The organism is Bacillus sp. FJAT-27445 (genome assembly GCF_001510665.1).
Classification (GTDB): Bacteria; Bacillota; Bacilli; order Bacillales; family Cytobacillaceae; genus Bacillus_D.
Genome location: NZ_LMTI01000002.1, coordinates 354,543 through 375,425, shown reverse-complemented (window position 1 = coordinate 375,425; position 20,883 = coordinate 354,543). Strand labels below are relative to the sequence as shown.

27 protein-coding genes are annotated in these 20,883 nt (G+C 44.4%); 21 read left to right on the top strand and 6 right to left on the bottom strand.

Going from position 1 to position 20,883, the window contains the following annotated elements; translation table 11 throughout:
• Positions 1-386: 386 nt before the first annotated feature.
• The 3 genes from AR337_RS22650 to AR337_RS06555 all read left to right on the top strand — a co-directional run bounded on the left by AR337_RS22650 (position 387) and on the right by AR337_RS06555 (position 1,031).
• A complete protein-coding gene (locus AR337_RS22650) occupies positions 387-527 on the top strand; it encodes a YrzI family small protein (RefSeq protein WP_082686903.1) in 141 nt (46 codons plus the stop codon).
• An 18-nt stretch (positions 528-545) separates the two neighbouring features.
• Complete coding sequence (locus AR337_RS22645) at positions 546-686, top strand: YrzI family small protein (RefSeq protein ID WP_082686883.1); 141 nt, start codon at positions 546-548, stop codon at positions 684-686.
• A 120-nt stretch (positions 687-806) separates the two neighbouring features.
• On the top strand, positions 807-1,031 hold the full coding sequence (locus tag AR337_RS06555; RefSeq protein WP_059171218.1) for a hypothetical protein: 225 nt from the start codon (positions 807-809) through the stop codon (positions 1,029-1,031).
• Between the two features lie 49 nt (positions 1,032-1,080).
• On the opposite strand, the gene AR337_RS23065 is transcribed toward AR337_RS06555, so the two are convergent.
• A complete protein-coding gene (locus AR337_RS23065; protein WP_156424328.1) occupies positions 1,081-1,242 on the bottom strand; it encodes a hypothetical protein in 162 nt (53 codons plus the stop codon).
• Between the two features lie 216 nt (positions 1,243-1,458).
• On the opposite strand from AR337_RS23065, the gene sigK reads away from it, so the two are divergent.
• From sigK to AR337_RS06545, 3 genes are all read left to right on the top strand, one after another.
• Positions 1,459-2,184: an RNA polymerase sporulation sigma factor SigK gene (gene sigK / locus AR337_RS06550; RefSeq protein WP_059171217.1), complete on the top strand. Its 726-nt coding sequence runs from the start codon at positions 1,459-1,461 to the stop codon at positions 2,182-2,184.
• Positions 2,185-2,305: 121 nt separating this feature from the next.
• Entirely contained in the window at positions 2,306-2,461 is a 156-nt protein-coding gene (locus AR337_RS23465) for a hypothetical protein (protein ID WP_172797516.1), read from the top strand.
• Between the two features lie 150 nt (positions 2,462-2,611).
• A complete protein-coding gene (locus AR337_RS06545; RefSeq protein ID WP_059171216.1) occupies positions 2,612-4,411 on the top strand; it encodes a M3 family oligoendopeptidase in 1,800 nt (599 codons plus the stop codon).
• A gap of 47 nt (positions 4,412-4,458) precedes the next feature.
• Here the strand turns inward: AR337_RS06545 and pssA are convergent, their stop codons facing one another.
• Entirely contained in the window at positions 4,459-4,998 is a 540-nt protein-coding gene (gene pssA / locus AR337_RS06540) for a CDP-diacylglycerol--serine O-phosphatidyltransferase (protein ID WP_059171215.1), read from the bottom strand.
• A 193-nt stretch (positions 4,999-5,191) separates the two neighbouring features.
• On the opposite strand from pssA, the gene AR337_RS06535 reads away from it, so the two are divergent.
• Positions 5,192-5,977 (top strand): phosphatidylserine decarboxylase, encoded by a 786-nt coding sequence (locus AR337_RS06535; RefSeq protein WP_059171214.1) that lies wholly within the window; start codon positions 5,192-5,194, stop codon positions 5,975-5,977.
• A gap of 64 nt (positions 5,978-6,041) precedes the next feature.
• Here AR337_RS06535 and AR337_RS22640 read toward each other — a convergent pair whose 3' ends face one another.
• The gene (locus AR337_RS22640; protein WP_082686882.1) at positions 6,042-6,182 is read right to left on the bottom strand and encodes a sporulation histidine kinase inhibitor Sda; all 141 of its coding nucleotides are present in this window, start codon (positions 6,180-6,182) and stop codon (positions 6,042-6,044) included.
• 490 nt (positions 6,183-6,672) lie between these two features.
• Here AR337_RS22640 and AR337_RS06530 point away from each other — a divergent pair, with 490 nt between their 5' ends.
• The 8 genes from AR337_RS06530 to AR337_RS06495 are packed head-to-tail and all read left to right on the top strand — an operon-like array spanning position 6,673 to position 11,694.
• Entirely contained in the window at positions 6,673-7,188 is a 516-nt protein-coding gene (locus AR337_RS06530) for a YqeG family HAD IIIA-type phosphatase (RefSeq protein WP_059171213.1), read from the top strand.
• 26 nt (positions 7,189-7,214) lie between these two features.
• The gene (yqeH, locus tag AR337_RS06525; protein ID WP_059171573.1) at positions 7,215-8,297 is read left to right on the top strand and encodes a ribosome biogenesis GTPase YqeH; all 1,083 of its coding nucleotides are present in this window, start codon (positions 7,215-7,217) and stop codon (positions 8,295-8,297) included.
• A gap of 17 nt (positions 8,298-8,314) precedes the next feature.
• Entirely contained in the window at positions 8,315-9,157 is an 843-nt protein-coding gene (gene aroE, locus AR337_RS06520) for a shikimate dehydrogenase (protein ID WP_059171212.1), read from the top strand.
• Positions 9,151-9,441 carry a ribosome assembly RNA-binding protein YhbY gene (yhbY, locus tag AR337_RS06515; protein WP_059171211.1) on the top strand — a complete coding sequence of 97 codons (291 nt, stop codon included), beginning with the start codon at positions 9,151-9,153 and terminating at the stop codon, positions 9,439-9,441. The genes aroE and yhbY overlap by 7 nt, the downstream gene beginning before the upstream one ends.
• 22 nt (positions 9,442-9,463) lie before the next feature.
• Positions 9,464-10,033 carry a nicotinate-nucleotide adenylyltransferase gene (locus AR337_RS06510; RefSeq protein WP_059171210.1) on the top strand — a complete coding sequence of 190 codons (570 nt, stop codon included), beginning with the start codon at positions 9,464-9,466 and terminating at the stop codon, positions 10,031-10,033.
• A complete protein-coding gene (yqeK, locus tag AR337_RS06505; RefSeq protein ID WP_059171209.1) occupies positions 10,023-10,595 on the top strand; it encodes a bis(5'-nucleosyl)-tetraphosphatase (symmetrical) YqeK in 573 nt (190 codons plus the stop codon). Before AR337_RS06510 ends, yqeK begins: the two co-directional genes overlap by 11 nt.
• On the top strand, positions 10,592-10,948 hold the full coding sequence (rsfS, locus tag AR337_RS06500; RefSeq protein WP_059171208.1) for a ribosome silencing factor: 357 nt from the start codon (positions 10,592-10,594) through the stop codon (positions 10,946-10,948). The genes yqeK and rsfS overlap by 4 nt, the downstream gene beginning before the upstream one ends.
• Complete coding sequence (locus AR337_RS06495; RefSeq protein ID WP_059171207.1) at positions 10,945-11,694, top strand: class I SAM-dependent methyltransferase; 750 nt, start codon at positions 10,945-10,947, stop codon at positions 11,692-11,694. The genes rsfS and AR337_RS06495 overlap by 4 nt, the downstream gene beginning before the upstream one ends.
• 79 nt (positions 11,695-11,773) lie before the next feature.
• Here the strand turns inward: AR337_RS06495 and comER are convergent, their stop codons facing one another.
• Positions 11,774-12,598: a late competence protein ComER gene (gene comER, locus AR337_RS06490; protein ID WP_059171206.1), complete on the bottom strand. Its 825-nt coding sequence runs from the start codon at positions 12,596-12,598 to the stop codon at positions 11,774-11,776.
• An 83-nt stretch (positions 12,599-12,681) separates the two neighbouring features.
• On the opposite strand from comER, the gene AR337_RS06485 reads away from it, so the two are divergent.
• The 3 genes from AR337_RS06485 (at position 12,682) to AR337_RS06475 (ending at position 16,306) form a co-directional block, all read left to right on the top strand.
• On the top strand, positions 12,682-13,284 hold the full coding sequence (locus AR337_RS06485) for a helix-hairpin-helix domain-containing protein (protein WP_059171205.1): 603 nt from the start codon (positions 12,682-12,684) through the stop codon (positions 13,282-13,284).
• Between the two features lie 70 nt (positions 13,285-13,354).
• Positions 13,355-13,843, top strand: coding sequence for a ComE operon protein 2 (locus tag AR337_RS06480; protein WP_059171204.1), 489 nt, complete (start codon positions 13,355-13,357; stop codon positions 13,841-13,843).
• Between the two features lie 117 nt (positions 13,844-13,960).
• Complete coding sequence (locus tag AR337_RS06475; RefSeq protein WP_059171203.1) at positions 13,961-16,306, top strand: DNA internalization-related competence protein ComEC/Rec2; 2,346 nt, start codon at positions 13,961-13,963, stop codon at positions 16,304-16,306.
• A 63-nt stretch (positions 16,307-16,369) separates the two neighbouring features.
• Here the strand turns inward: AR337_RS06475 and AR337_RS22635 are convergent, their stop codons facing one another.
• A complete protein-coding gene (locus tag AR337_RS22635) occupies positions 16,370-16,504 on the bottom strand; it encodes a YqzM family protein (RefSeq protein ID WP_082686880.1) in 135 nt (44 codons plus the stop codon).
• Positions 16,505-16,811: 307 nt separating this feature from the next.
• Here AR337_RS22635 and holA point away from each other — a divergent pair, with 307 nt between their 5' ends.
• The gene (holA, locus tag AR337_RS06470; RefSeq protein WP_059171202.1) at positions 16,812-17,831 is read left to right on the top strand and encodes a DNA polymerase III subunit delta; all 1,020 of its coding nucleotides are present in this window, start codon (positions 16,812-16,814) and stop codon (positions 17,829-17,831) included.
• Between the two features lie 53 nt (positions 17,832-17,884).
• Here the strand turns inward: holA and rpsT are convergent, their stop codons facing one another.
• Positions 17,885-18,145 carry a 30S ribosomal protein S20 gene (gene rpsT, locus AR337_RS06465; protein WP_059171201.1) on the bottom strand — a complete coding sequence of 87 codons (261 nt, stop codon included), beginning with the start codon at positions 18,143-18,145 and terminating at the stop codon, positions 17,885-17,887.
• Between the two features lie 238 nt (positions 18,146-18,383).
• On the opposite strand from rpsT, the gene gpr reads away from it, so the two are divergent.
• Positions 18,384-19,508, top strand: a complete 1,125-nt coding sequence (gene gpr / locus AR337_RS06460) for a GPR endopeptidase (RefSeq protein WP_059171200.1) — start codon at positions 18,384-18,386, stop codon at positions 19,506-19,508.
• A gap of 179 nt (positions 19,509-19,687) precedes the next feature.
• Positions 19,688-20,872, top strand: a complete 1,185-nt coding sequence (spoIIP, locus tag AR337_RS06455) for a stage II sporulation protein P (RefSeq protein ID WP_059171199.1) — start codon at positions 19,688-19,690, stop codon at positions 20,870-20,872.
• Positions 20,873-20,883 lie beyond the last annotated feature (11 nt).

Here is a 20,883-nt window from a genome sequence, read left to right as displayed (position 1 = left end):
AGTATGAGGAAATGCATGAATATTTTTCATAAAAATGTTTACAAACACAGAGATAGTGTATATAATTGCCATAGTTAGTGAAAAATTACCTGAAAGGAGGCATTACCATGATTAAGTTTTACACTGGCATCAAAACTTTATATAACTATCATGCATGTTCTGCCTTCAGGGATTGGATTGCCTAACAAGTAAGTTTGGTTAATAGCCATGTCCATGCCGCGGGAGAACTGTGCCTGCGGCATTTTTATGTCCAAAAACCTTTGCTTATTCTTATTGCGCCCATTTTTTATGGCCGATTACAGAGCGTTGGTGTGCCGCAGGAAAGCTATGCTTTCTGCGGCTTTTTTGTGTGGAAAAAAGGATATGGATTTGAGGAGGTGAGTGAAATGACATTAAACATTTTCTTTGTGACGGTTACGATTAAAAAACGCAAAATGGACCCTGAGGAAATTATGAGACGGGAAAGCATCCGAAAAATTACCGAGGCGAACAAGGATCGCCGATTTTCAATGTACCGCACGTTTTAATTAAAGGTGGTGAAAATAATGACATTACAACTATTTTTCTTTACAATCACGATTAAAAAAAGAGAGTACAGCCCGGAAGAATTGATAGGCATGGAGCATTCCAGAAGGATAGATGAGGAAAACAAAGCGCGTGCCCTCAATCTTTACAGGCCACTATAACAGGAAAGGCGGTAGTAGGACATGATATTTTTGATGCAGAATAGAAGAGGCTGGTATTGGATTTGGAAAGATACAGCGTAATTTTGTTTTCCGAAAGGAGGAAAAGAAGATGCCGATACATTGCTTTTTTTTGGCATTTTTATTTCGATTGAGGAAGCAGTGCCGGAACAGCCGTTAAAGTTGCCTCAAGGCTGTACGGTATCCATTATATATACTATAATTACTTTGATATATATAAATCGGACAGAGCAAGGGGTGCTGGTTATGTTCATGATGGTCATTGCATTGATTATTACTGGAACAATTGGCTGCATAATTGCTGCAGAGGTAAGCGTCGAAGATTAATAAAGAAAAAGCATTAACCCATTTTACATGGATTAATGCTTTTTTCTTTTTACCTGCGACGGCGCGGCCTGATCCAGAGATATACGACCAGAAGGATTGCCCCAGCAGCCGCAAGTCCCTTTGTGGCAGTAAATCCTCCGAAGATTATCTGAGCAGCTGTGGCAAGCACAACGATTAGCAGTACAAGCAATAGAACGATTTTTTCAGCCAACTATATCCCCTCTTTCATCACTATTTTACAATCAGCTGTGGACAATGTCTATTTCTCCAAAAGCCGTAAAGGAAGAAATTCAGGATGAGATAAATTTTTTGAGGATATATTTACCATGAGAGCATTTCGTGAAATTTTGGGCGGACAGACACTTTTCCCGTTTTTTTTACATAGAGTTAGGTAAAACACAAGCTGAGCAGAAAGCGGGGAGAAAATATGTCCGGTATTCTGGCTGCCCTTGGTTATTTGGTAAAGGAAGTCCTTTTTCTCGTATCTTATGTAAAAAACAATGCCTTCCCGCAGCCGCTGTCTTCGGCCGATGAAAAAAAGTACCTGAAGCTGATGGCGGCGGGGGATGAGAATGCCCGCAATCTCCTCATTGAACACAATCTCCGGCTCGTTGCCCATATTGTTAAAAAGTTTGAAAATACTGGAGAAGATGCGGAAGATCTTATCTCAATCGGGACGATCGGGCTTATTAAAGCGATTGAAAGTTATTCGGAAGGCAAAGGCACGAAACTGGCCACATATGCCGCACGTTGTATTGAAAATGAAATACTCATGCACTTGCGGGCATTGAAGAAGACAAAAAAAGATGTCTCCCTTCATGACCCTATTGGCCAGGATAAGGAAGGAAATGAAATTTCACTGATCGATGTACTGAAATCTGAATCTGAGGACGTCATTGACACAATCCAGCTGAACATGGAGCTTGAGAAAATCAAGCAATATATCGGGGTCCTCGATCCCCGAGAGAAGGAAGTAATTGTCGGCAGATTCGGCCTGGATTTGCAAAAAGAAAAAACTCAAAGGGAAATTGCCAAGGAATTGGGCATATCCCGCAGTTACGTATCGAGGATAGAAAAGCGGGCCTTGATGAAAATGTTCCATGAATTTTACCGGGCAGAAAAGGACAGACGGAAAAAAGGGAAAGGCAGCTGATAAAGCTGCCTATTTTTATTGATAAAAGCATTACAAACTGTTTTTTCAACGGGTAGGCTTATACGCCCATACAGGATTCCGCCCGGTACATACCCTATAGTAAAGGGAAGGGGTGAGTTTGATGTATTACGGCTATCCATATACTCCATACCCATATAGCTACGGTTATGGGCTGGTTGGCGGGGGCTACGGGTTCGTATATGCGCTATTCATTATACTATTGATCATTGTACTGTTATTTGGAGGCTGGTGGTATTTCTGCGGCCGTCCATGTTAAGGTAATGCCGGGCTGCTTTAGGCGGCCCTATTTTTTTGGAAAGATGCAGGGTTGTGAATTGGAAATGTTCTGAAAATAACACTATAATAAAATGGTACATATATCCGCCGGGCTAACTTTCGGCAAAAAAATTAGAGGGGGATTTAAAAAATGGTCAACGCAACTTTTTCCGATGTTTGGGATTTGGATGTTTTCTTTCCGGGCGGTAGTGCTTCACCTGAATTCCAGAATCACCTTGAGAACACAAAAGAATCGATTGAAGCGTTTTTAAATGAAGTAGAACAGTGGGAGCCGTCTGGCGATGGCAAGGATGCAGAAACATTGGACAGCCTAATCGGTTCATTTGAAAGGACGGCAAAAAAAACACGCCAGGCCGGAGCATTCCTTAGTTGCCTCAAGGCCCAAAATACAGAGGACAAAAAGGCGCATGAACTCCTCGCCAAGGCAACTGGACTAAATGCGGCCTTCCAAACAGCCCTAACTGTATTGGATGGGAAGCTTGCAAAAATAGGGGAAGAAGAATGGAAGGCTTTGATGGAGGACAGCAAGCTGAATGAATTGGCGTTCGTTTTGACAGAACGACGTGAACGTGCGGCGGAAAAGCTATCCGGCGCGGAGGAAGCAGCGATCAATGCCCTTGGAATTGACGGCTACCATGCCTGGGGCCAAATGTACGACATGGTTGTCGGAAAAACAAAGGTCGCTTTTGAAAAGGATGGGGAAGTGAAGCAGCTATCCGTCGGCCAGGCTGCAAACCTGTTCTCCAACCCTGACCGTGAAGTCCGAAAGGCTATATTTGAAGAGTGGGAAAAAGCTTGGGAAGGAAATGCGGATTATTTGGCGAAAATCCTCAACCACCTGGCAGGATTCCGCCTCAATGTATATAAATTAAGAGGATGGGACGATTTCCTCAAGGAACCGCTTGATTACAACAGGATGAAAAAAGAGACGCTGGACGCAATGTGGGGGGCAATAACAGCCAATAAACAGCCACTGAAAGAATATTTAAAGCGTCGAGCAGAATTGATGGGGGCCAAAAAACTAAGCTGGTATGATCAGGATGCCCCGTTCGGCAGCGCGGATTCAAAAGTGCCTTACCATGAAGGAGCGGAATTCATCCTTGAGCAATTTGCCAAATTTGGCGGGGAAATGACTTCTTTCAGCAAACACGCTTTTGAAAATAACTGGATTGAAGGGGAAGATAGACCAGGCAAGGCGCCAGGCGGATTCCATACCTATTTCCCTGAATCGAAGCAGTCGAGGATTTTCATGACGTACTCTGGTACGCCATCCAATATATCAACTCTCGCCCATGAGCTTGGACATGGTTTCCACACATACGCGATGAGAGACCTTCACTTGCTTAACAGGAGCTATGCAATGAACGTGGCTGAAACTGCTTCGACGTTCGCGGAAATGATCGTAGCAGACGCAGCTGTCAAAAATGCGAATACAGAAGAAGAGAAACTGGCATTACTTGACGATAAAGTCCAAAGGTCAGTTGCTTTCCTTATGAATATCCATGCCAGATTCTTGTTTGAGAACAGGTTTTATGAGGAGCGGAAAAAAGGCTTTGTCAGCGCTGCCCGCCTGAATGAGTTAATGGAGGAAGCACAGCGTGAAGCTTACTTGGATTCCCTGGACGAGTACCATCCGTCTTTCTGGGCATCGAAGCTCCATTTCTTTATTACAGGGGTGCCGTTTTACAACTTCCCTTATACATTCGGCTATCTGTTCTCGCTCGGCATCTATGCAAGAGCGCTTGAAGAAGGGAGCGGCTATGAAGAGAAGTATATCGCCCTCTTGAAGGATACGGCATCGATGACTGTCGAGGAGCTGGCTGAAAAGCATCTTGGTGCAGACCTGACAAAAGAAGATTTCTGGGCTAGTGCAATTGAGCTTTGCATGGAGGATGTCCACGAATTCCTTGAATTAACCAAAAATCTTTAAATGCTTATAAAAAAATACCCCGGCAGCAAAGGCTGCCGGGGTATTGATTATACTTTCCGCAGTTTAAACGGACTGACCATCAGAAATGATAGAATCATGACAATGAAAAGGAATGTTTGCGGCGGAATATATGGGATAGCCAGGAAGCTGAGAGTTACCAGGCATCCAGCCGCCGTAATTGGCAAGCCTGTGAAATAGCCATTGCTTTCTGTAATATTGAAACGGGCTAGGCGGAATGCGCCGCATGCGATATAGAAAACAACAAAAAATGATCCAGGGCCGCCAAATTCAAATAAAATGCCTTGGTAAATTAATAGTGCAGGGGCAACTCCGAATGATATAATATCACTCATGGAATCCAATTGTTTTCCCAGTTCGGATTCTATATTGAACTTCCGGGCAACCATACCGTCGAACCTGTCTGCAAGTGCCGCGATAAAGATGAGCAGTAAACTAAGCCGTAAATTCCCGTGTAAAGTAAATATGATTGCAAAACCGCCCAGCGACAAATTCAGTAATGTCAGAACATTGGCTGTTTGTGTCTTAAGTTTTTTGACTGTCTGGTCTACTACTTCTAATAAAAACATTTCCTCACTCCTTTTGAGCTATCCGGGGGTCAGCGGTTTACCTGGTATAAAAGAAACAAAGGCAGTGGCCAAGGTTCCTAATTTATGTGTTTATCCAATCGGCCGATTCGTTCATTACCCTATATTACTTTCATTTTAAGGCTTTTATGACGGTTCGTAAAGAGTATATTTACACTATTTGGAGGTAAGTACATTGTTTCAGCCCTTCTACCGGCTTTTCATTGAGTTAACAAATGGAAAGTGGACATCGTCGCTTCTGAGGAAATTTGCAAGATCACCGCGGAGCAGGGGAGTTGTTTCCCGCTTTGCGAAAGCTTACCGCCTTAATACCGATGAAATGGAAACATCGCTGGCAGAATTCCCAACCTTGCACGACTTGTTTATACGGAAACTAAAGCCTGGCTCCCGCGAGGTCGACCTTGGTGAATATTCTGTTGTAAGCCCGGTTGATGCAGTCATTGAGGATATAGGCATAGTAAAGCCCACTAGCGAAATGGAAGTGAAAGGAAAGATTTATTCCGTCATTGACATGCTTGGAGACCGGGAAACAGCCGAAAAATACATGGATGGGGTTTATATGATTTTTTATTTAAGCCCGAGCCATTATCACCGTATCCACAGCCCGGTCGATGGAAAAGTGCAAAAGCAATGGACACTGGGTACAAAATCGTATCCAGTCAATAAATGGGGACTTAAGTATGGGGTTGATACATTATCGAAGAATTTCCGGATGGTATCCGAAATCGAGACGGGGAAAGGCATTGTCGCCGTGGTTAAAGTGGGGGCCATGTTTGTAAACTCAATCGAGACGACCCATACGGGATCTGATTTGAAAAAGGGAGAAGAAATAGGTTATTTCAGTTTTGGTTCCACCATTGTCCTACTCTTTGAAAAAGGCTGTTTCACGGCGGATCCATCCATTTCAACCCCTTTTGACGTCAGGATGGGGAAGAAAGTGGGAACGCTACGGACCGAATAAATGCAAAAACGGCGCAATTGACAGCGCCGTTTTTTAATTAAAAAAAAGCCCATAACGGGCCATTTCAGGATGACACCCTGACTCTATGTGCTAATGAACGGCGCTGTATTTCCTTTTCGATTAGATAGATAAAATCAGGGCTCAGGTTTAGTTCTCTAGCCTTATAATAGGACTCGATCAACAAATCATCCGACAGTTTGCGCATGCCAGAATTCACCCCCTGTAAAAATGTATGTCTAAAAAATACATATGCTTTATATAATAGTAGGTTCAGGTTGTTGTTATACTAAATCTAACAAAAAAAGCATGGCAGAACAATCGTTCTGATTGTCCACAGCGGTCAGTGGATAACCTGTGATTAAGTTGTTTATAATTGGGAAAAAAGTGATAGTAGCACATGGTATAATGTTGATAAAGTTATCCACAGGAATGTATGGCACCAGTTTTGTCGAAAAGTTTTTATTTGCTTCTGCATAGATTCGACACATTGGGAAGAAAAACTACCAGAAAAACCTTTCTGTTGGGTAGCGTTAGCGGGCATAATGATAGACGATCTCGTAAATGGATCGAAGTTTGTCTTTTCGCGCTTTTAATGCAAAAGCTTCAAATTGGGAAAAATCTTTTTGAATCCGATGGCAAAATTGGTTATGATGGTAACATTGCCAACCTTATGATATTAAAACGGGGTGTTTACGATGTTAAACCTTTTCCTGCCCACAGAGCATGTAAAGAATATTTTTGAGATTACTCCTCAACAGTTGAAAGAAAAGGGCATTAAAGGAATTATTACCGATCTCGACAATACCCTTGTAGAATGGGATAGGCCGTTAGCTACGCCTAAATTGATTGAATGGTTTGATGAGATGCGGAAAAATGAGATTCTTGTAACAATCGTTTCGAACAATAATGAACAGCGGGTAAAATCATTCTCTGATCCTTTAGGGATTCCGTTTATTTTTCAGGCACGAAAACCGATGACCCGGGCTTTCAGGAAAGCGGTTGAACGGATGGGCCTGAAACGTGAAGAAACGGTTGTCATTGGCGACCAGCTTTTAACGGATGTTTTCGGAGGAAACCGGGGCGGGTTCCATACGATATTAGTTGTTCCCGTAGCGCAGACTGATGGGTTTTTTACAAGGTTCAATCGAAAAATCGAACGGAGAATCCTGAATTTTTTCCGAAAAAAAGGAATGATTAATTGGGAGGACTAAATGTGAACACGAACCATGAAATTTGCATGGGATGCGGAGTTGCGATCCAAACCGACACACCGGGCGAACTCGGGTATGCTCCAGCTTCATCGCTCGGGAAGGAACAAATTATTTGCCAGCGCTGCTTTCGTCTAAAGAATTATAACGAAGTGCAGGACGTCAGCCTGACCGATGATGACTTTTTGAAGATATTGAACCAAATAGGAAAAACGGATGCCTTGATTGTTAAAATAGTTGATATATTCGATTTTAATGGCAGCTGGATTCCCGGGATGCATCGATTTGCAGGCAATAATAAAATCCTTTTGGTTGGAAATAAGGTTGATTTGCTGCCGAAGTCAGTCAAGCACAATAAGCTTATTAACTGGATGAAACAGGAATCGAAGGACCTCGGTCTTCAGGCGGAGGATGTTTTCCTGATTTCTGCGGCAAAAGGCCAAAATATCAGAGAAACTGCTGAAGCAATCGATGCCTACAGGCAGGGTAAGGATGTTTACGTAGTCGGCTGTACGAATGTCGGCAAATCGACGTTCATCAACCGAATCATTAAGGAAGTTGGCGGAGGCCAGGACGTTATTACGACATCCCACTTTCCCGGCACTACCCTTGACATCATAAAGATTCCGCTTGATGACGGAAAATCGCTCATCGATACTCCTGGAATCATAAACCATCATCAGATGGCCCATTACGTGGGGAACAAAGATTTAAAGGTCATTACCCCAAAAAAGGAAATCAAGCCGAAGGTATACCAGCTGAATGAAGGGCAGACCTTGTTTTTCGGCGGGCTTGGAAGGCTGGATTATACCGCGGGAGGGAAAAGGGCGCTCGTATGCCACTTTTCAAATGATCTTGGCATCCACAGAACTAAAACAGAAAATGCCGATGAATTATATGAACGGCATGTTGGGGAAATGCTTACCCCTCCAAATACGGATGAGCTAGAAACATTCCCGGATTTGGTTAAGCAGGAATATGCAATCAAGGAACCAAAAACCGATATAGTCTTTTCGGGGCTTGGCTGGGTTACAATTAATGAACCAGGGGCGAAAATAACGGCATATGTCCCTCGGGGCGTCCAGACGATGCTCAGGAAATCGCTCATCTAGCAACAGGGGGAATCGCTTTGAAAAAGCTTTTTGGGGTTATCGGGAATCCAATCGGCCATTCCCTTTCGCCGCAGATGCACAATGATCTGTTCAGCCATTATGGGATTGACGCCTATTATCATCCTTTCCTGGTAGAAAAGGACAAGTTAGAAGATGCTGTATCGGGATTAAAAGCGCTCAGGGCGGCAGGCTTCAATGTGACAATTCCGTTTAAAACCGATATTATGCCCCTCTTGGATTGGATCGACCCGCTCGCAAAAGAAATTGGCGCCGTAAACACGGTCATTAATGTTGACGGGCGGCTGGCCGGTTACAATACGGACGGTCCCGGGTTTCTTAAAAGTATGGAGGAAGGGTTTCCTCCTCCTATTTCGGATCCCGCCATCCTCATAATAGGAGCAGGCGGCGCGGCAAGGGCCATTTTTTTAACACTTGAAAAAACAACGCCTGCGGCAATCGACGTTTGCAACCGAAGCCTTTCAAAAGCAGAGTTGCTCGTTGCCGAATCGCGGTCCGGCGTTCCGGCCAGGGCCATATCCACCGAAGAAGCGGGAGATAGAATAAACGAATATGATATCATTATCCAGACAACCTCAGTAGGAATGTATCCCGAAACCGGCAAGATTCCAATTTCCCTGGACCGTCTGGAGAAGCAAGTATATGCTGCTGATATCATTTATAATCCATCCGAGACGGAATTCCTGAAGCTGGCGAGGCAACGAGGCGCAAAAACACTGAATGGCCTAGGGATGTTTATCCACCAGGGCGCACTTGCTTTCGAGCTATGGACAGGAGTGAATCCTGATACCGGAAGGATGAAGGATACTGTATTGAATCAATTGGGAGGTACTACATGTTAACAGGAAAACAAAAAAGATTTCTCCGCTCAAAGGCTCACCATCTTACACCTATTTTTCAGGTGGGCAAAGGCGGAGTGAACAGTAATATGGTCAAGCAGATTTCCGAGGCTCTTGAAGCGCGGGAATTATTGAAAATAAGTATTCTGCAAAACTGTGATGAGGACAAAGAAACAGTAGCCGAGGAACTTACAAAAGGGACCAGCGCTGAACTAGTCCAAATCATCGGTAATACAATCGTCCTGTATAAAGAATCAGTTGAAAATAAGCAAATCCAGCTCCCATAGGGCATGATAAGGAGGAGGCTTCATGAAAAAAGTCGGCATTCTTGGGGGAACCTTCAACCCGCCACATCAAGGCCATTTAATCATCGCCAATGAAGTGTGCCATGCTCTCGGCCTGGATGAAGTATGGTTTATGCCGAATCAGGAACCTCCCCATAAAAAGAAGGCTGCAGGTGCTTCCGATGAAGACCGGATTGCCATGCTTAAATCTGCTATTAAAGGGAATAAGTTTTTTAAGGTTGAGACGGCGGAGCTTGAGAGGCAAGGGCCCTCCTTTACGTTTGAGACCATGGAAATTCTTGCTGCGAGAAACCCTGAGCACAAGTTTTATTTCATAATTGGCGCCGATATGGTCGAATATTTGCCTAAGTGGCACAAAGTAGACCAGCTTTTTGAATTGGTAACATTCGTTGGCGTTCAAAGGCCGGGGTATTCAATGAAAACCATGTATCCTGTTGAAAAAGTGGATGTTCCGGCAATCGACCTATCATCAAGCATGATTCGGGATAGGCTGGAACTGAGGAAATCAGTTAAATACCTATTACCGGAGAGTGTCATCACGTATATTAGGGAGAATCGATTATATGGAACGTGAACAGGCTTTGCAGCTCGTAAAAGGGCAATTGACGGAGCATCGGTATACACATACACTAGGAGTTACGGAAACCGCAATTTCTCTTGCCCGTAGATATGGGGCCGATTTGAAAAAGGCAGAGCTTGCTGCTATTTTCCACGATTATGCAAAGTTCCGCCCAAAAGAGGAAATGAGAAAAATCATTGTTGAAAATGGCTATTCCGTTGATCTGCTTGAGTATAACCCGGAATTATGGCATGCACCGGCTGGAGCATTCCTAGTAAAAAAGGAAGCTGGCATAGAGGATCAGGAAGTGCTGGATGCAATCCGGTATCATACATCCGGGAGGCCGGGGATGAGCACTTTGGAGAAAATTATTTACCTGGCTGATTATATTGAGCCGGGACGGAGTTTCCCCGGAGTTGAAGATACAAGGACGCTAGCGGATACAAGCCTCGACCTCGCTTTAATCCAATCGGTTCAAAACACCATTTCGTTTTTGCTTAAGAAAAACCAGCCGGTATATCCAGACACTTTTTTAACCTATAATGATCTCATTAGAAACAGGAGGATTGATGAATGAGTAAGCCAGAATTGCTTCAAGTTGCGGTTAAAGCCGCCGATGATAAAAGGGCAGAAGATATTCTTGCCCTTAATATGAAAGGAATCTCCCTAATTGCAGATTATTTTATTATTTGCCACGGAAATTCCGACAAGCAGGTCCAAGCAATCGCAAGGGAAATCAAGGAAAAAGCCGCGGAAACCGGTTATAACGTTAGAAGAATTGAAGGCTTCGAGGATGCGAAGTGGATTTTAGTTGACCTTGGCGATGTTGTGGCCCACGTATTCCATCGCGATGAACGGACCTATTATAATCTTGAACGGTTGTGGGGAGATGCTCCGCTGGAAAACATTTCGAGCGTTCTCAATCCATGAGTTACGGCCGCTTTGCGTATCTGTATGACCAACTGATGGAAGATGCCCCCTATGACGAATGGGTGTCCTTTGTCGAGCGTGCCTGGGAGCTGTATGGCCGGAATAAGGAAAAGTCGCTCCTGGATTTGGGATGCGGGACAGGGGAGCTATCGATTCGTTTGGCGAAAAACGGCTTTAACGTAACGGGGGTTGACCTATCTGCGGATATGCTTTCAGTAGCAAAGGCAAAATCGGAAGAGGCAGGCATGTCCCTTCCTTTTTATGAACAGGATATGGCCGAACTGGAAATGCCGGGTGAATATGGGGTAATCGGGATTTTTTGTGATTCCTTAAATTACCTCAGAACTGTCGAAGATGTCAAAAGTACGTTCGTACATTCCGCAAAGCATCTCGGCTCAGGGGGCTTGCTGCTCTTTGACGTACACTCCATTTACAAAGTCGCGAATGGTTTTATCAACCAGTCCTTTTCACTCAATGGTGATTCTGTTTCATATATATGGGATAGCTTTGACGGGGACCAGCCCCATAGCGTTGAGCATGAAATAAGTTTTTTTGTTCTGGACGATTCAGATGGCCGCTATGACCGCTTTGATGAATTACATTATCAGCGGACGTATCCGATCGAGGAGTACAGTAAATTGCTTGAGGAATCCGGGTTTGAAATTGCTTCCATTACAGCTGATTTTTCAAATACGGCTCCGAGTCCGGAATCTGAAAGGATTTTCTTTATTGCAAGAAAACGATAAACATACTATGGCCAATTCCTGTGAGGAATTGGCCATTTTTTTAAAAATTAAAAGAGGATATTACCGTACCGGGAAAGAATTAAGTAAGGGAATACTGTTCTCTCACTTTTATTAAGTCCTCTTCAAACTTCGCATGGGTAGCCTCCAGTAAATCGTTAAATAAATCCCCAATCCCATTTTCGAGAATTTTTATCCCTTCGCCGGTAATCCCACCTTTAACACATACCTTTTCCTGAAGGGCCGGCAACGTATAGTGGCCTTTACTCAACAGTTCCCCCATACCAATAATCATCGCGCTTGCCATATCTGTTGCCCGTTCTACATCAATATTTGTTTTTTGAACCGCCGCGCCTATGAAAGCCTGAAGCAGGAAGCTAAAGAACGCCGGGCCGCAGCTTACAATATCCGAAGCAACGCGGACAAAATCTTGCTCTATTTCAATTGGAGTGGATATTTTTGATAAAAAGTCGATAGCTCTCTTTTTCCATTCTGGTTCGCATTTTTCTCCGTACGTCAGTAAGCAAGCTCCAGCAAGCGCCCTATTGGTAATGCTGGGGATTGCCCTTATAACTGAACAATTCACCTTTGACTCAAGCTGGGCGGTACTAATCGGGCTGGTAATTGATATAAGGCATTTTTCACTTGTCAGAAAGGAAGTGAGTTCACTCAGGAGTGAAAAGATTTCCAATGGCTTGACACAGATGAAGACTATATCGGAATGACGGGCAACCTCCCCGGAATTCCCGGCAACCTTTATGCTCGGATACACTTTTTGTAATTCAAGCGCTTTTGCTATCGTCCTGTTCGTGACCATTAAGGACTCTTCTTTTATTGCCGCGCTATCTAGAAATGCTTCCGCAAGAATTCGCCCCATATTACCTGTCCCGATAATGCCGATATTCATATTTCAATCCCTCCTGGCCAAACGAATTCCACTACCACAATATGAATGGTACAAACAAATTATTCCTTAAGGAGAGTAACCGGATGAAAGAGTGGCTAAACCAAAATAAGCAATATGCCATCACGGCTGTTGCCGCAATTTCCATTCTCGCGTATTTTATGTTTAAAGAGCAGGCATTAGAACTACAGCCGGACACGGACATTGTTCAAACTGTTGAAGAAAGGCCAGGGCCTGCCGAAGAATTTAGTCAAATTGAACCTGCCATTATACTGGTCGATGTAAAAGGGGAAGTGAAAAAGCCGGGGGTTTACCAGGCGGAAATAAGTGAGAGGGTCATCGATATGATTGAACGTGCCGGCGGCTTGACGAAGAAGGCAGACGCGCGACAAGTAAATTTCGCGCAAAAACTCGAGGATGAGATGGTCGTATTTATACCTTCAGAAGGAGAGGAAAGCAGTGAACCCTCACTTGAAACAGGCACAGAGAAGGATGGGAAAATAAACATCAACAAAGCGGATCTGGCAGGCCTTCAGGGAATACCGGGAATTGGTCCCGCCAAAGCGGCAGCAATCATTGAATACAGAGAAAAAAATGGGCCCTTTAAGAACCCTGCCCAATTGAAGGAAATTAGCGGAATCGGGGATAAAACATTCGACAAACTTGAGGCTTCCATTACTGTCCGTTGACCATACCCAATAAGTGAGGGTAAACTTAATTGGACAAACAGCAATCACAGCCGAAGGGGGAAAAGAATAGATGGAAAGAATATCGTGGGACCAGTATTTCATGGCCCAGAGCCACTTGCTGGCCCTTAGGAGCACCTGTACCCGGCTGACGGTGGGAGCGACGATTGTAAGGGATAAACGGATTATTGCCGGGGGCTATAACGGGTCCATTGCGGGTGGAGAGCATTGTACAGACGACGGTTGCTATGTAATCGACCACCATTGCGTCAGGACAATCCACGCTGAGATGAATGCGTTGCTTCAATGCGCGAAATTCGGTGTCCCAACCGACGGAGCGGAAATTTATGTAACTCATTTTCCTTGCCTGCAATGCTCAAAGGCACTTATCCAGGCTGGCATTAAAACGGTCTACTATGCTACAGACTATAAAAACCACCCTTATGCGGTCCAGCTTTTTGAAAAAGCAAATGTGAAAACCGAGAAGGTAGAGCTGCAAGAAACGATCATTAATTTTAGCAAAATTGCTTCCCCACCGTTCCTTGCTCATGAAAAAAGCTAATCGTTCAACCTCTGTGCGTCCGCCGGCCGGGCGGCGGACGCCTTATATTGCCCGGCCATCAACCACTATAACAAACCCCTTTGACAAGCCATTTGCATGAATTTATGGGAGGTTAATATGAAAGGGAAAATCATCCTTCTTGCTCCCGCTGCGCTCTTTGGCAATTTAGCGGCGTTTTTTCACCCCACCCCTATTATTCTATTTCTTCTCCTCTATTTAGTTTTCCTAATCAAAGTAAAGCGTTTAACCGTAATGGATGTCGTTCTCGTTCTTACAATTTTTGTCGTGTTTTCGAAATCTGCAGGTTATGCGGCTCAAGCGAACCATACATTCCTTCAAGGGAATGAAAAGGAACTCGTTCTCGATTTTCTGTCCGGGTCTAAAATAGATGGTGACGTATTTAGATCTGAAGCAGTTGAGGTTCGGTCTGGGGAACGTATAGTTGTTGCCTACAAAATTAAGGATGAGAAGGAAAAGTATGTCCTTGAAGAAGCGAGTTTTTTCGGAAAGCGCTGCAGCTTGGCAGGAATTCTTGAAGTACCTCCGGGTGCAAGGAATCCTGGCAGCTTTGATTACAAAAGCTATTTAAGCAAGCATGAGGCCTATTGGCTTTTTAAATTGGATCAACCGCCAATTACAGCCTGTGATGTCCGCCATTCGGGTTTCGTGGAAAGGCTCGGGAAGATACGGAATGAGGGTATCAAGGGGATAACTGCCCGATTTCCTGATGAAACAGCCTCCATTGCCGCCGCGTTATTATTTGGCGATCAAACGTTATTTACGGAAGAAGTGAACGGTGCCTATAAAAGGCTTGGAATCACCCATCTTCTCGCGATTTCAGGCATGCAGGTGACATTGCTTGCGGGAATGGCCCTATATTTGGGTATCCGGTTAGGCATAACTCGTGAACGAATGACAGTCCTCCTATTAATTGGTCTCCCTTTATATGCCGTTCTAGCCGGGGCATCGCCTTCTGTGGTCAGGTCAGTCCTGATGGCTGGGATTCTTCTGCTTGCAAATACCCGTCCTAGCGCTTTTCCCATCACCACGGTCGATGCACTCTCCCTCTCTTTCCTTGCCTATTTATTTTTTAATCCCTATGTTTTATTTGATCCCGGTTTTCAGTTATCCTATTCCGTTACATTTGCTCTCCTATTATCGGGCAAGGCTATATTGAAGAAGAATTGGGGAAGCCTTGGTGTTTTGCTAACAGGAACGATGATTTCCCAGCTAGCCGCTCTGCCAATCCTCTTGTTTCATTTTTACGGGGTACCGTTAATTAGTGTTGCGGCCAACCTGATTTACATTCCCCTTTACTCCTTTTTCCTCATGCCTGCAGTTTATTTCTTATATCCACTCAGCCTTTTGGGGAACCTTGCCCGCCCTGCGAGTCTTCTGGTGAACCAAGGTGTTATACTGACAGACCGGCTCGCAATTTTCCTCGCCAAAACCCCTGTCCAGCTTAATCCAGGCCATATGGATATGGAGGCCATTATGTTTTATACGGCAATTGTGCTAATTTCACTTTTGTTTTGGGAAAGAGCCCTTGATTGGAAAAAAGCCGCCATATGTCTGAGTCTCCCGTTTGTTTTGCTGACGTCCCAGATTGGCGTAACGGCATTCTTACCTCACCACGGCGAAATTACAATAATAGATGTAGGCCAGGGAGACAGTATTCTTATATCGCTTCCTGACCATAAAGGGGTATACCTGATTGATTCGGGCGGCGCAATTGATTTTGCTAAAAAGGATTGGCAGCGCCGCAGAAAAACCTTTGAACCTGGCAGGGATACTGTAATCCCTTTTCTAAAAGCGAAAGGGATTGCCAAAGTTGATAAACTTATCCTTACACATGGTGATATCGATCATATTGGCGGAGCTATGGCAATTTTAGAAGAAATCAAGGTCGGGGAAATACTAATTCCGAAAAATCAAGAGAAATCTTTGGAGGAGGAAAGGATTATCGGCATGGCCAAGGAAAAACGAATTCCTATCCAGGAAATATCGAGGGGAGATTATTGGAAGGCGGGAAGCTACAGTTTTCATGTTCTGTCGCCAGGGGAAGGATATAAAGGGGACAGGAATGGGGGTTCGGTCGCCATATATACTTTGCTTGGAGGGAAAGGCTGGTTCTTTACCGGTGATTTGGATGAAGAGGGTGAAAAGGAAATTGTTGAACATTACCCGGATTTAAAAATTGATGTCCTCAAAGCTGGACATCATGGGAGCAGAACCTCATCTTCAACATTTTTTCTGGAAGCTTACCGGCCTGGGTTCGCCCTGATTTCTGCAGGCGTAAATAACAGATTTGGACATCCGCATACTGATACTTTGCTGCGTTTTGGCGGCATTGATGCAAAAATATACCGGACTGACCTCCACGGCGCGATAACCTATACTTTCCGGGAGCATTCCGGAACCTTTTCAACCTATCTGCCATACACTGGAGCATCGGGCAAATAAACAATAACAAAGGGCTTCAGCAATAAAAAAAGGCCGCAGCGGGCGGCCTTTGGAAGGCATCCATTATGAGCCGATGGCATGGATGACTGTCGCGATAATGAACATGGTTGCAAAAAATCCAAAGGAAACAATAAAGCCTACCCCAGAATCAATTGCATCGTTCCGTTTGCTCTGGACGTTTTGTTCAAATTCGTTCACAAGCTACCCCTCCCTATATTTCCATAATAGTATAAGCCATCCCTGAAAAAAAATCCAGCGCTGCCTGCCTGGGCGCTTATTGTCAGGACTTAACACAAATAGTTTGCCTTTAAGGGGCAAACCTAAAGTTAATAAAGGCATTCCGTCGGCAGATAAGGCCCGGGGCTTGTCCGGCCGGCGTTTATATAAAATGGGAATCGGGCTGCCAGAATCCTGATTCCCTTTGAATGCTTGTAAAATCGGACGGGCTTCATTAGGATAGATATAGAAAGTGCGGAATGCACAGTGTTTGGGGAGAGTTGCAATCATGGTAATGGAAATTTGGAAACAAATAAGAAGCGGGCGCTTTTCTCAAGTTTATTTGCTTTACGGGACAGAAACCTTTTTAATGAGGGAAACCGGACAGCTTTTGCTTGATAAGGTACTTGGTGAAGAAAGAGACTTCAATTTTTCGGCTTATGATATGGAGGAAACTCCGATAGAGGCTGCATTGGAGGATGCGGAAACATTCCCTTTTATGGGTGAAAGAAAGGTCATTTTCATTCAGAATCCGGTCTTTTTGACCTCGGAAAAACAAAAAGAAAAAACAGTTCATAATCTCTCCCGGCTCGAGTCTTATTTAAAAGAACCGGCTCCATATTCAATCCTCGTTTTTTTTGCTCCATATGAAAAGCTTGATGAACGGAAGAAAATAACGAAGGAATTAAAACGGCTTGCGAATACTGCCGAGCTCAAAAAGCTTTCCGAACAGGAACTAAAAGCCTGGATTGCCGACAAGGCGAAAAGAAGAGATTTTACAATTGAGCCGGATGCGGTTGAATTGGTGAGCTCGCTTGCAGGTACCAACTTGTTCATGCTTTCAAATGAATTGGACAAGCTTGCCTTATATGCGGGGCCGGGAGGCAGAATCGATGCCCAGGCTGCCGAAAAGCTCATCCCGAAATCGCTGGAACAAAACATTTTCAGCCTGATAGACAAGGTCGTCCACCGCCAACCAGCGGAAGCGCTTCGCATTTATTATGACTTACTAAAGCAGAATGAAGAGCCAATCAAAATCCTTGCTTTGCTGGCCGGGCAATTCCGGCTTCTTTATCAAATAAAAGAGCTTTCGAGGAAAGGGTACGGACAGCAGCAAATCGCGGGGATATTGAAAGTCCATCCATACAGAGTCAAAATGGCAGCCGGGCTCGCTGGAAGATTTTCCGATGAGGAGCTTGCTGGAATAATTAATCAGCTAGCCGATGCCGATTACCATATGAAAACTGGTGGAGCGGATAAATCCCTGCTCGTTGAAATGTTCCTTATGAAGCTTGGGAAATCCTCGTAAGTAAAAAAATGAAAAAAAACAGCCTGCTTCGATTCAGAAGCAGGCTTTTACTCTTATAGAGAGTTAATTTTCTTTGCAAGACGGGATTTTTTGCGGGCTGCAGCATTTTTATGGATAAGGCCTTTTGAAGCAGCTTTATCTAGCTTGCTCGCAGCGTCAGAAAAAACTTCCTTCGCAGCAGTGCTGTCGTTAACTGTAATCGCAGCTTCAGCTTTTTTAACAGCGGTACGCATTGAAGACTTTACAGCTGTATTTTGAGCATTGTTAGCTTCGTTTGTTTTAACACGCTTAATTGCAGATTTAATGTTTGGCATTCCATTCACCTCCTAAAAAAAGACCAGAGACACTTCTATGAACTCCTCGAATTTCACTTCCATAAACATAAATAGGAACAAAAGATATTTTATCAAACGACTGCACATATTGCAATACTCCAGCGACAAAATGTGTAAAACCATTTCCCTTGACAGCCTGAATGAAATTTTTGTTGGAAGGAAAAGATAAAAAGTAAGTTACATACTTTTTTAAAATAAGGACTTGGGGGCATGGTGCATGAGTGGATCTGTTGATGTTGGCAAATATGGAGTAAGGACAGATCTTGCTGTTGAAGCAAGGGAAATGGCGATTGCTGGCCGGGAGGGAACGATTGGCCAGGAGCGAAACGTTTCCCAAATTGAAGGGGTTATTATCAAGGAAAAAGAAATCGAAGGAATGAAGGTGTCCCTCGTTGAAATTACAAAAGAAGGGCAAGAGCAAATTGGCAAGAAGCCAGGGCGTTATTTAACCATTGAAGTAGCTGGCATTCGGCAGCAGGATACAGAGCTTCAAAAGAAGGTTGGAGAACTTTTTGCGGAAGAATTCGCAGGTTTCCTTGAAAGTGCTGGTATTGGCAAGGAAGAATCCTGTCTTGTAGTTGGGCTAGGAAACTGGAACGTTACTCCGGACGCGCTAGGGCCAATTGTATGTGAGAATCTTCTTGTGACAAGGCATCTATTTGACCTTCAGCCTGAAAATGTACAGGAAGGATATCGTTCGGTGAGTGCTCTGGCCCCCGGTGTCATGGGGCTGACGGGGATTGAAACAAGCGATATTATCCATGGGGTAGTCGAGAAAATTAAACCTGGTTTTGTCATCGCGGTTGATGCGCTGGCTTCAAGGTCGATAGAAAGGGTCAACTCGACAATTCAGATTTCGGACACTGGCATTCATCCGGGATCCGGGGTAGGAAACAAAAGGAAGGAACTCAGCAAGGAGACACTTGGAATCCCGGTAATTGCAATCGGTGTCCCTACAGTTGTCGATGCGGTCTCCATTACAAGTGATGCAATTGATTTTGTTTTAAAGCATTTTGGCAAGGAAATGAGGGAAGGAAACAAACCTTCAAGGTCTCTAGTCCCAGCGGGAATGACCTTTGGGGAAAAGACGAAATTGACCCAGGAGGATCTTCCGGAAGAGGAGCATAGAAAAACGTTTCTAGGTATTGTAGGTACCCTTGAGGAGGAAGAAAAGCGCCAGTTGATCCAAGAGGTACTGGCCCCGCTTGGCCACAATCTAATGGTCACCCCGAAGGAAGTAGATGTTTTCATTGAGGATATGGCCAACCTGATTGCTAACGGCCTAAATGCTTCACTTCACACAGTTGTGGATCAGGGAAATGCAGGCTACTATACCCGATAAAAGAACCAGGCGACATGCGCCTGTTGAACTTGGATAAGCTTTGCCATAAAGGAAAAACAGGTTCTACCAACTCTAGCGGAGTCATATGATTTACTAGGAAAACAGTTTCGGCCATTCCTTTTTGGAAGAAAGACGAGCCAGAAGCTGCTGGTTATCAATATGGCAGGGTTGGTGGAACGATGAAAAACAGAGTGAATAATGCGGTTATTCTATCAGGGCCTAGCCTGGCAAAGGGAATCGGGCTGCTGGCTCTTCTTTTGCTTTGTACGTTTTCGGTAAGCGGGCTTCTCACTTCCATGAATTCGGGAAATAGCCAGTCTCCCTTGGCACTAAACCACTATCCGGAAAAAATAAATGCGGATCTCCTCTACCAATTTATTGGGTGGGAAAATCATTATTTTGCAGAGAAAAACGGTAAAGGGGCAAGCCCGAAACTCGCGAATCTCTTTCTTGCTTTATCGGCAAATATTCAGCTTGATGATCCTAGGAGCCTGCTAGGCAGGGAATTACCAGGATTTTATTTGTTCGATGGCCGGATCGCGGTTGCCGGCGAGGGGACAAACTATACAAATATGCCAATAGAATCGGCACCTCCCATCGAAATTATGAGGGCTGAGCGGGAAGCTGCCCTTCAGAACCTGAATGATATCCCGCCTTCCACCGGGACTGACAGACCCCCGGCCGCTAGATGGAAGGAGGGAGTGTTCATTTACTTTTCCCATAATAGGGAGTCGTATTTGCCTTACCTGAAAGGTGAAAAAGATCCTAATCGTGCCTATCATTCAAAAATCAACGTCACGCAAATCGGAAATACACTGAAGAAAAGCCTCGAAGCAAGGGGCATCGGCACGACTGTTGATAAAACAGACATTAATAAAAATTTACTCACCAAAAAACTGGGATACGAGCAATCCTATTCGGAAGCAAGGAATGTTGTAAGGGAAGCAATGGCCACCAACAAGGAACTTCAATATTATATCGACATCCACAGGGATTCCAAACGGAAAAAAGATACTACCAAAATTATCAATGGAACTTCCTACGCCAAGCTGGCATTCATTATCGGCGGCGATAATCCCAATTACAAACAAAATTTGCAATTCGCAACAGAACTTCATGAGCTTCTCGAGAAAAATTACAGGGGGCTCAGCTGGGGGGTATTGGTTAAAAAGGGAAAGAGAACGAACGGTAAATTCAACCAGGATTTATCAGGTAACGCCATCCTCATTGAATTTGGAGGAGTCGATAATACCTTTGAAGAATTGAACCGTTCCGCAGAAGCGCTCGCCGATGTGTTTGCCGACTATTTCTGGCAAGCCGAAAGTGTAGATAAACCGATCGGCCAGCCTGCCAACAAAAACTAGAAGGAGGGATT